Below are 9,444 nucleotides of genomic sequence, written 5' to 3' on the forward strand. Positions count from 1 at the left end.
CGAACAGGACGCCGGTGACGAGGCCCGCCAGCAGGAGCACCGTGCCGTCGCCATAGCTCTCGATCAGGGTTTCGATCACGTTCCGGTTCCTCGACCCGCGCGGGTGCAGGGCCCGGAAACCCTAGCCGCAACAGGGAAACCCGCGTTGATGCAGGTCAAGCCGGGGTCAGAGGCCGCGCGCCGACAGGATGATCGAATCGAGCATCGCCTCGACCTCCTGCATCGGGCCCTCGGGATAGGCGCGGTGACCGATCATCACCTCGCCGTCGCGCTCGGCCACGAAGATCGAGTAGGGGCAATGGGCGAGGTTCATCGGGTCGGCCTCCATCACCCGGCGCGAGACCGCCGCCGAGCAGAAGAGGAAGATGTCGGCGTTCTCGAAGATCGTCTCGGTCGAGCCCACGTCCGCGCCCGTCCGGTTCAGCATCTCGCCCACATGGCTGACGAGATCGATCACGAGCCCGCGGTCGAGGATCGCGCTCTCGATGGCGAAGGTGGCGTCCTCGAAGCTGCCGTCGAAGTCGTAGGTGATCACGTCCTGCGCCTGCGCCGTCCCGCCCGCGAGGGCCAGGAACGCGCTCAGGAGGACGGGGAACGGAAAGGCACGCATCGCGGGGATCTCCCTTGCAGTCGGGGGGCGGACCGCCCGCCCCCCTTCTCGGTCCGTCTCAGGCGAACATGTCCTCGACGATGGCGTCATACCATCCGAGGCTTTCGCGGTAGGTCTCGGCCCGCACTTCGGCGCTTTCGCCCACCTCGCTGATGAAGCTCGAGGTCGACACGATGCCCTCGTCCGAGGCCTCGTAGGTCGCGCCCACCTTCACGCCGTCATCGGTGTCGATGAGCGACCAGCAGGTGTTGGCGAAGCGCGGCGGGAAGGCGCGGCCGTCGGTCAGCGCAGCCACGATCGCGTTCGCCGCGACCTTGGCCTGGCTGTTGGCCGAGAAGCCGGACTTCGGCATCGCGCCCTGCGCCGCGCTGTCGCCGAGGACGTGGATCTCCGGGTCGATCCGGCTCGACATGTCGTAGGCCGAGACGGGCGCCCAGTTGTCCTCGACGATGCCGGCCTGGTGGGCGATGTGGCCCGCGCGCTGCGCCGGGATCACGTTGCAGACGTCCACGTTCTCGACCACGCCGTCGATCGTCAGCGTCATGGCGGCCGGGTCCACCTCGACGTTGTCGCCGCCGAAGTCGGGGCCGATCCGGGTGATCATGCCGGAGTAGTGGCGCTGCCAGCCGTCCTCGAAAAGGGCCTGCTTGGAGTAGCTCTCCTTCGGGTCCGCGATCAGGATCTTGGCGGTCGGGTTGATGGCCTTCAGCATGTGCGCGACCATCGAGATCCGCTCGTAGGGACCGGGCGGGCAGCGGTAGGGGTTCGGCGGAGCCACCATGGCGAAGGTGCCGCCCTCGGGCATGGCCTCGACCTGCGCGCGCAGGAGCTGGGTCTGCGTGCCGCCCTTGTAGGCATGGGGCATGACGCTCTGCGAGGCGAGCGACCATCCGGGCACGCTGTCCTCGATGAAGTCGATGCCGGGGCTGAGCACGAGCCGGTCGTAGGGGACCGCGTCGCCGCCCGCCAGCCGCACGGTCTTCGTGTCGCGGTCGACGGCGGTCGCCCAGTCGTGGACGACATTGATGCCGTAGTTCGAGGCGAGGTTGCCGTAGGTATGGCCGAGATCGTCGAACTCGTAGAAGCCGCCGAGGTAGAGGTTCGAGAAGAAGCAGGTGTAGTAGGCCCGCGTCGGCTCGATCAGCGTGACGTCGATGGCGCCCTGGCTGTCGCGGGCGATGTACTTAGCGGCCGTGGCGCCGCCGGCGCCGCCGCCCACCACGACGACGCGTGGCCGCGCCTGCGCCCGGGCGATCATCGGTGTGGTCAGCGTCGCGGTCACGGCCGCCGCCGTGCCGAGGAATGTGCGTCTGTTCAAGCTCATGATCTTCCTCCCTGATTGCGCCTGTTCGCGCATTAGATACTTGCACAATACCGGGTTCTTGCGCCCGGTTCGTCCCTTTCCTTCAGTCGGCGAGCGACGCGAAATAAGCCGCGAGCGCCGCGATCTCCTCGTCGCCGAGCCGCGCGGCCAGCGTGTTCATGACCTGGTGCTGCCGCTCGCCCGAGCGGTACGCGGCGAGCCCCGCGATGAAAACCTCCGGCGGCAGGCCACGAACCGACGGGATGTCCTCGCCGCCAGCGCCGATATGGCAGGCGGTGCATTCGGAGGAGAGATACTGCCCGTAGGGCACGTCGCCCGGGATAGCTAGGATCGCGGCGACCTCCGGCGTGGGCCCGGTGTCCTCGCCCGCCTCCGCGCCGCCGCCCTCTTCTACAAGATATGCGATCAGATCCTGCCGGTCCTGCGCCGCGTTCATGCCCCGGAAGACCATCGAGGTGCCGGGCAGGAAGGACCGCGGATTGGCGAGGAACGTGTCGAGCGCCGTCTCGCTCCAGGTGCCGACCTCCGCCGACTTGTCGAGCAGCGCCTGGGAGTAGCGGTAGCCCTCGGCCCCGCCCAAGGCACGGCCGACGATGCCGTTGAGATGCGGCCCGACGCGGTTGATCGCGCCGTCGCCGATCATGTGGCAGGCGGCGCAGGGGCGGTAGAGCACCTCCCCCCGCTCGGGGTCGCCGGCGGCCGACGCACCGCCCGCGACCCCGCAGGCGGTGATGGCTATGGCGGCGATGCGCAGGGTTATGCCCATGTCACTCCGTCGTTCCGGTCGCTTGCATGTAGGCGATGACGGCCATGATGTCCTCCTCCGACCGCAGACCCTGGAAAGCCATGCGGTTGCCCGGGATGAACCCGCGCGGATCGGAAAGATAGGCCGCCAGCGTCTCCTCGTCCCAGACCATGCCGCTTTCGCCGGCCTGGCGCAACGCCGGCGAGTAGCGGAAGCCCTCGTGCGTCCCGACCGTCATGCCGATCGTGCCGTTGAGATGCGGGCCCACGCGGTTGCGCGCGCCCTCGCCGATCTCGTGGCAGGCGGCGCAGGCGCGGAAGACCGTCTCACCCTGCGCGACCAGCGCCGGGTCCGGCCCCATGGGCGATGTCTCGGCGGGCTCGGCCGAGGCCTCCTCGGCCACGTCGCTCACCGTCTCGGGCGTCACGTCGAGCACGGCGGCGCGCATGGTGATCTCCACCGGCGCGCGGCAATCGGTCATGCAGGGTTCCTGCATCAGGACGGGAAGCTCGACCGTGTCGCGGTCGTCCATGAAGAACCCGCCTTCGTTCGGCATGGGCACCTCGAGGAAGTTCTCGTTGGACAGGACGAAGTCGTCCTCGACCATGTTGTTGAGATACATGAGGTAGGCGGTGATCGCGTAGACCTCGTCGTCGGTCAGCGACTCCGCGGCGCCGTAGGGCATGGCCCGGTGGACGTAGTCCCACACGGTCGAGAGATACGGGAAGTAGGAGCCGATGGTCTTCACCGGGTCCTCGCCGTCGAGCGAGCCGAAGCCGCCCGACAGGACCGGCCAGCGACCGACCGCTTCGCCGAAGTCGCCGTGGCAGGCGGAGCAGTAGGTGACGTAGGCCTCCTCGCCCGTCCAGACGTCGCCCGAGCCCACCGGCAGGCCCTGCCCGTCAGGCCGGATGTCGATGTCCCAGGCCGCGATCTCCTCGGGCAATGCGGTGCGCCCGAGGCCGAAGCCGCCCTCGCGCGAGGGGGCCGGGGTCTCCTGCGCGAGCGCGACGATGGAGGTGGCGGCGAGCAGCGCGCCGGCTGTGAGTGCGATCCTCTGCATGGTCTTACCCGACCTCCACGTTCTCGGCCCGGCCGCTCTCGTCGATGGCCCAGGTCTGGATTCCGTTGTTGTGGTAGATGGAGTTCTCGCCCCGGAACTCGCGCAGCTGGTCCTTGGTGGGCTGCACGTAGCCGGTGGAGTCGATCGCCCGGCTCTGGAGGAGAAGCGGCCGGCCGTCCCAGTCGAACTCGTAGTAGAAACGGTGCATGGACTTGTCGAGGCTCGGCCCCGACATCCGCGCCTGGTGCCAGTTCACGCCGCCGTCGAGCGTGACGTCGACCCGCGGGATCGTGCCCCGGCCGGACCACGCCACGCCGGTGATGACGGTCGGCCCCGGCCCATGGGTGATCGGCGCCTGCGGGGATGGGTTGGTGATGACGGACTTCGCGTCCATGACCCAGGTGAAGCGCCGCGCCTCGCCGTGTTCGAGAAGGTCGGTGTATTTCGACGTCTCCTCGCGGTGGTGCCAGGGCTGGTCGCCCACCTCGATCCGGCGGAGCCACTTGACCCACATGTTGCCTTCCCAGCCGGGCACGACGAGGCGGATCGGATAGCCCTGCTCGGGGCGAAGCCGCTCGCCGTTCATGTGCGTGGCGACGAGGCAGTCGTCGAGCGCCTTCTCGAGCGGGATCGACCGCGTCATGGCGGAGGCGTCCGCGCCCTCGGGCAGGATCCAGGCCGCGTTGGTCTGAACGCCCGCCTCTTCCAGGAGAAGCCGCAGGGGAACGCCGGTGTAGACGACGTTGTGGATCATGCCGTGGGTGAACTGCACGCCGTTGAGCTGCGCGCCGCGCCACTCCATGCCGGTATTCGCCGCGCATTCGAGGAAGTAGGTCCGGTTCTCCCGCGGGAAGCGCATGATGTCTTCCATCGTGAAGACCAGCGGGTTGTCCACAAGGCCGTTGATCATCAGCCGGTGCATTCCGGGATCGATCTCGGCGATGCCGGAATGGTGCCGCTCGAAGCAGAGGCCGTTGGGCGTGATGATCCCCTCCATCTCGTGAAGGGGCGTGAAGTTGACCGAGCTGACGCTGTCGGCGGTCAGCCATTCAACGTTGCGACGCACCACGTGCGCCTCGTACTGCGAGGGCATGCCGTAGGGCCGGGCATCGACCCCATCGCCGAGATATTGCTGCCAGGGCTGCATCTCGGTGATCAGCGGGTCCGGCCCGGCCTGGGCGTGCGCCAGCCGTCCCGCGGCGAGCGCGCCCGTGGCGAGCGCGGCGCCGCCGAGGAAGCGGCGGCGGGATGACGAGAATTCCTTGTCGTCGGACATGTGCCTTCCTTTCGTCGCAGGGGCGGACGCGTCGGGCGGCCTCAGCCCCCGACCACGTCCACGCTGTTGTTCGGTTCGATCTCGACGGTGCCCTGCGCGCGGATGTGGTTCTCGAGCACCTCCCAGATCGGCGGGCCCTCGGTGCCTTCGTTCACGCTCGCCCAGCCGGCGACCACGTAGTTCCGGTCGGGCTCGATCGCCTCGCCGGTGGCCAGCAGCGTCATGTCGCTGATGCGGCTGCCCATCTGCTGGTGGATGTCGATCCGGTAGCCGAGGCCGCCGATGCGCACCATGTCGCCGCCCTGCTGGTAGTAGGGATCGGGGTTGAAGATGTTCTCGGCCACGTCCTCGAAGATCGTCTTCAGCATCTCGCCCGACATCTCGGTGCGGTAGGCGTTGGGGTAGGTCATGGCGGTGACGTTGTAGATGTCCTCGCGCGTGATCTCCTGCCCCGGCAGGATCGCGGCGCCCCAGCGGAAGCCGGGCGAAAGCGCGATCTGCGCGTCGCGCTGCGAGATGAGCGCGTTGCAGATCACGTCGTCCCAGGTGCCGTTGAAGTTGCCGCGCCGGAAGAGGAGCGAGCCCGAGGTGCCGATCACCTCGGACATCTCCGCCTCGAAGGGGGCGCGGGTCCGGGCCACGAGCGCGGCCATCTCCGCGTCCGGCGCGATCACGTCCGAGAAGATAGGGATGAGCCGGTGCGCGATGCCCTGGAGGCCGCCGTCCCGCACGTCGAGATCGACACGGCTGACGAACTTGCCGTGCGAGCCCGACGCGATGAGGAACGTGTTCCCGACCTGAAGCGGCTCGGGCAGGGCGTCGTGCGTGTGGCCCGTCAGGATCACGTCGATGCCGGGGATGTCGCGGGCGAAGCGGCGGTCGACGTCGAAGCCGTTGTGGGAGAGAAGGACAACTACCTCGGCGCCGGCCGCCCGCACCTCCTCCACCACTTCCGCGATGCGCTCGCGGCGGAGGCCGAAGGAGTATTCCGGGAACATCCACGAGGGGTTCGCGATCGGCATGTAGGGGAAGGCCTGCCCGATGACGGCGACCTGCGTGCCGCCGCGCTCGAACATGCGGTAATCATCGAAGACCGGCTCGTCCCACTCCACGTCGAAGATGTTCGCGCCGAGGAAGGCGGGGTTCAGGCCGCCGCCCTCGACGATCTCGCGGACACGCTCGGAGCCGAGGGTGAACTCCCAGTGCGAGGTCATCGCGTCGGTGCCCAGCGCGTTGAAGAGGTCGACCATGTCCTGTCCGGCGGTCCTCAGGGCGGGCAGCGAACCCTGCCAGGTGTCCCCCCCGTCGAGGAGGAGGGCGTCGGGACGCTCGGCCCGGATGGCCTTGACCACGGTGGCGATCCGGTCGAGGCCGCCCATCCGCCCGTAGCCGCGCGCCAGCGACACGAAGTCGTCGTAGGTCAGCGCGTAGTCGAGGGCCGAGCCCTTCTCGATGCCGTAGGCGGCGCGGAAAGCGTCGCCGGTCAGGTGCGGCACGACCCCCGCCGCCTCTCCGACGCCGATATTGAACTCCGGCTCGCGGAAGTAGATCGGCTGCGTCTGGGCGTGGATGTCGGTGATGTGGATCAGCGTCACGTTGCCGAAGTCGCTGGACCCGATCAGGTCGTCCTGGCTCAGCACCTGCTGCGCGGCCAGGCGCGACCAGGTCCCGAAGCCCGAGGCCCCGTAGAGCGCCGTGGTGGCCATCGCGGCCTGGACGAAATGACGGCGGGAGATCATCGATTCAACCTCAGGATTTATTCCGATTATTGAATATTTTTGGCCGCAAACCGCCCCGGTGCCGGACCGGGGCGGTTCGTCATGTCAGTTGCGGACGGCCGGTCCCTCGACGGTCAGGCCGTTGCCCCTCGAGGCGACGTAGAGCTCGAGCGCGACGAATTCCGGGCTGCCGACCGCGTAGGTCTCGCCGCGCGTGTCGCGGATGCAGCCTCGGAAACGGTTGTGGACCGAGACGAGCCCTGCGTTCCGCAGCCGGTACACCGGGAAGCCGTTGGTCATGCCCTGGCTCAGGTGGTCGGCGCGGATCAGGTTGCCGTAGTTCTGCTCGTGGCAGTTGGCGCAGCTGAGCTCGAGCTGACCGTAGCGGGTGTAGTAGATCTCCCGCCCCGCTTCCCAGGTGGACTGGGCCGGGCCGTCGATGGCCACGTCCACGACCTGCCCGCGACCGACGGAGGCGATCAGCGCGACCATGTTGATCATCTGCTGGCTGTCGTAGCCGTAGGGCTCGGCGCCCATGCGCTCGGTCTGGCACTCGATGACCTGCATCTCGACCGTCTGGACCGTTCCGTGCTCCTCGTCCCACTGGGGATAGGTGGCGCGGACCATCTCGAAGTCCTCCGGCGTGTGGCAGGAGGCGCAGCTGTTGCCTTCCGTCCCCATCACCGTCTCGAAGGCCTCGAGGCCCTGGTCGACGAAGATCATGCCGGGGTTGTCGAAATCGTCCATCTGCATTTCCTGCGTCTCGTCGGTGCGGAAGACCCACCCCGAGTAGATGCGGGAGAATACGCCCTCCAGATGCTCCGGCGGATCGGTCTCGATGACCATCTCGATCTCGCCGTTGACGATCAGTTCCTCGTCGTCGCCGATGTCGGCGCCCACGGCGCCGGCGAGCGCGATGGCCAGGGCGGCGAGCGCGCCGCCCCCGAGCAGGTTCAGTTTCCTCATGTCCGTTCTACTCCTCCCTTGCGACGGCTGGGGTCCGGCTCTCTGGCCGGTCGGATCAGCTGACGGTGATCTCGGCCGCATCCTCGTAGACGGAGCCGTCGTCGTCGTACCAGGTGAACTGGAACGTGCCGCTCTCGTTCACCGTCGCCTCGAACTGGAAGTAGGGGTTCGTGGAGATCGCAGGCTCGAGCGTGACGTCGATCACGTTCTGTCCGTTGAAGTCGCAGGTGAAGCGGTTGATGATCGACCGCGGGATCAGGTTGCCGTCCCCGTCGCGGCGCTGGCCGCTTTCCATGGGATGGCTGATGAGCGTCCGGACCGAGACGGCCTCGCCGGCGGAAGCCTCGCGGGGAACGCGGACGCGCGGGGTAACGTTGTCTGCCATGTGTCCAATCCTCCGTTGGGCTCAGCCGCCGCAGCCGCCGATGGTGACGCGCACGTTCTGGCGCGCCTGCTTGAAGGTGCCATCGGGCATGCGCGCGATGGCGATGACGTCCTGCTCGCCCGCGAGGCGGATCCGCGTCGAGGCGGTCTGGCTTGCGGAGAGCGGGCCGAAGTTGAAGGTGCAGACATCGGGGTTGGGGTTCCCGGCGGCCAGAAGCATCACGGCCTCGGCCCCGGGTGCGGAGACGTCGATGGGCACCGTGTTGCCGTTCTCGGCGATCTCGGGCGCGATCAGGGTGATCCCGTCCGACCCTGCCTCGGCGCCGCCGGTGAAGGCGTTGATGGCATCCTCGAGCGCCTCGGCCGAGGCGATCTGCGGAAGTCCGAAGAAGGCGGCGGCGGCGACGAGACCCGTGCCGACGAACTGCCTGCGTGTCAAATCCATGTGTCTGTTCTCCTCGTGGGATACGGCCGGTCAGTACTCGGTCAGCGTCATCAGGTAGGCCACGACATCCTCGACCTCCTGCGCGGTGAGCAGGGGATCGAGCGGCCCTTCCGCGGCGCGGCCGGTGAAGGCGTTGCCGGGCCGGGTGAAGCCCGAGACGCGATAGAAGGACGGCATCACGGAGTCCGGGAAGACGTTCTTCGCGTTCACGATGATACCACGAAGCGAGGCCTCTTCCCAACGGGCGCCGACGCCGTCGAGGGACGGCCCGACCTCGCCGTGAAAGGGATGCTCCTCGAGCGCGGTGACCTGGTGGCAGGCGATGCAGTTGCCGGTTCCCCGGTTCACCATGACCTCGAGCCCGCGGGCAGGGTCGCCGGGCACCCCCGTCAGCGACTGCGCGACGTCGCCGTATTCGTCCGTCGCCACGTCATCGGGCAGGATGACGTCGGCATGAAGTGCCGTCGCGGCAAAGGCAATGCCCGCCGCCATCATGGCGTGACGCTTCATTTCAGATTCCTCCCTAGGGCGAGTTCGTGCCCCTTCGCATACCGTAGACTCAAGTCCGCTTTCTTTTCAACCATACATTTTGTTTTTTGCATATGAGTCGGCGAAACCCCTGCAATATCGAGGCTTTTCATTGATCGAGGGCCCCGCTCTCTCTCAGGATGCGCGCATGGTAGGCCTGAAAGCTCTCCTCCGAGTTGTATCCCTCGTCGAGAATCCACTGCATCATGTTCCGCGTCATGCTGCGGCCGAAGGCGCCCGGCATCGTCGCGACGGCCGCCTCCATTCCGGTCATGTCCTCCGGCACGTCCTCGGGGAAGAACAGGATCGTCGGCGTGAACAGGGTGCGCCAGCGCCGCACGGCCTGGCTCTCGGTCAGGGTCTCGCCGTCGAAGTCGGTCACGTC

The 9,444-nt window shown here is 67.8% G+C and carries 10 protein-coding genes and 1 pseudogene; all 11 read right to left on the minus strand.

Annotated features, from left to right (window positions below; all coding sequences use genetic code 11):
- Positions 1 to 166: 166 nt before the first annotated feature.
- A complete protein-coding gene (locus ACTS11_RS19695) occupies positions 167 to 610 on the minus strand; it encodes a DUF302 domain-containing protein (protein WP_442641985.1) in 444 nt (147 codons plus the stop codon).
- A 58-nt stretch (positions 611 to 668) separates the two neighbouring features.
- Complete coding sequence (locus ACTS11_RS19700; RefSeq protein WP_442641986.1) at positions 669 to 1,934, minus strand: FCSD flavin-binding domain-containing protein; 1,266 nt, start codon at positions 1,932 to 1,934, stop codon at positions 669 to 671.
- 82 nt (positions 1,935 to 2,016) lie between these two features.
- Complete coding sequence (locus ACTS11_RS19705) at positions 2,017 to 2,700, minus strand: c-type cytochrome (RefSeq protein ID WP_442641987.1); 684 nt, start codon at positions 2,698 to 2,700, stop codon at positions 2,017 to 2,019.
- A gap of 1 nt (position 2,701) precedes the next feature.
- Positions 2,702 to 3,742 (minus strand): c-type cytochrome, encoded by a 1,041-nt coding sequence (locus tag ACTS11_RS19710; protein ID WP_442641988.1) that lies wholly within the window; start codon positions 3,740 to 3,742, stop codon positions 2,702 to 2,704.
- Positions 3,743 to 3,746: 4 nt separating this feature from the next.
- Positions 3,747 to 5,018, minus strand: a complete 1,272-nt coding sequence (soxC, locus tag ACTS11_RS19715; protein WP_442641989.1) for a sulfite dehydrogenase — start codon at positions 5,016 to 5,018, stop codon at positions 3,747 to 3,749.
- A gap of 41 nt (positions 5,019 to 5,059) precedes the next feature.
- Positions 5,060 to 6,757: a thiosulfohydrolase SoxB gene (soxB, locus tag ACTS11_RS19720; protein ID WP_442641990.1), complete on the minus strand. Its 1,698-nt coding sequence runs from the start codon at positions 6,755 to 6,757 to the stop codon at positions 5,060 to 5,062.
- Positions 6,758 to 6,841: 84 nt separating this feature from the next.
- Entirely contained in the window at positions 6,842 to 7,702 is an 861-nt protein-coding gene (soxA, locus tag ACTS11_RS19725) for a sulfur oxidation c-type cytochrome SoxA (protein ID WP_442641991.1), read from the minus strand.
- Positions 7,703 to 7,757: 55 nt separating this feature from the next.
- Positions 7,758 to 8,087: a thiosulfate oxidation carrier complex protein SoxZ gene (gene soxZ / locus ACTS11_RS19730; RefSeq protein WP_442641992.1), complete on the minus strand. Its 330-nt coding sequence runs from the start codon at positions 8,085 to 8,087 to the stop codon at positions 7,758 to 7,760.
- A gap of 21 nt (positions 8,088 to 8,108) precedes the next feature.
- A complete protein-coding gene (gene soxY, locus ACTS11_RS19735; RefSeq protein ID WP_442641993.1) occupies positions 8,109 to 8,531 on the minus strand; it encodes a thiosulfate oxidation carrier protein SoxY in 423 nt (140 codons plus the stop codon).
- Positions 8,532 to 8,561: 30 nt separating this feature from the next.
- Positions 8,562 to 9,041 (minus strand): sulfur oxidation c-type cytochrome SoxX, encoded by a 480-nt coding sequence (gene soxX / locus ACTS11_RS19740; protein WP_442641994.1) that lies wholly within the window; start codon positions 9,039 to 9,041, stop codon positions 8,562 to 8,564.
- Between the two features lie 127 nt (positions 9,042 to 9,168).
- Positions 9,169 to 9,444, minus strand: a pseudogene (locus ACTS11_RS19745) (thioredoxin); the annotation flags it as partial.

It is taken from the genome of Roseicyclus sp. (assembly GCF_052168335.1).
GTDB lineage: Bacteria > Pseudomonadota > Alphaproteobacteria > Rhodobacterales > Rhodobacteraceae > Roseibacterium.

Excerpts from the sequence above, each read along its gene's own strand:
- soxY (WP_442641993.1), bottom strand. The coding sequence starts at position 8,531 with ATGGATTTGACACGCAGGCAGTTCGTCGGCACGGGTCTCGTCGCCGCC.
- soxC (WP_442641989.1), bottom strand. The coding sequence starts at position 5,018 with ATGTCCGACGACAAGGAATTCTCGTCATCCCGCCGCCGCTTCCTCGGC.
- ACTS11_RS19700 (WP_442641986.1), bottom strand. The coding sequence starts at position 1,934 with ATGAGCTTGAACAGACGCACATTCCTCGGCACGGCGGCGGCCGTGACC.
- soxX (WP_442641994.1), bottom strand. The coding sequence starts at position 9,041 with ATGAAGCGTCACGCCATGATGGCGGCGGGCATTGCCTTTGCCGCGACG.
- ACTS11_RS19705 (WP_442641987.1), bottom strand. The coding sequence starts at position 2,700 with ATGGGCATAACCCTGCGCATCGCCGCCATAGCCATCACCGCCTGCGGG.
- soxA (WP_442641991.1), bottom strand. The coding sequence starts at position 7,702 with ATGAGGAAACTGAACCTGCTCGGGGGCGGCGCGCTCGCCGCCCTGGCC.
- ACTS11_RS19710 (WP_442641988.1), bottom strand. The coding sequence starts at position 3,742 with ATGCAGAGGATCGCACTCACAGCCGGCGCGCTGCTCGCCGCCACCTCC.
- ACTS11_RS19695 (WP_442641985.1), bottom strand. The coding sequence starts at position 610 with ATGCGTGCCTTTCCGTTCCCCGTCCTCCTGAGCGCGTTCCTGGCCCTC.
- soxB (WP_442641990.1), bottom strand. The coding sequence starts at position 6,757 with ATGATCTCCCGCCGTCATTTCGTCCAGGCCGCGATGGCCACCACGGCG.
- soxZ (WP_442641992.1), bottom strand. The coding sequence starts at position 8,087 with ATGGCAGACAACGTTACCCCGCGCGTCCGCGTTCCCCGCGAGGCTTCC.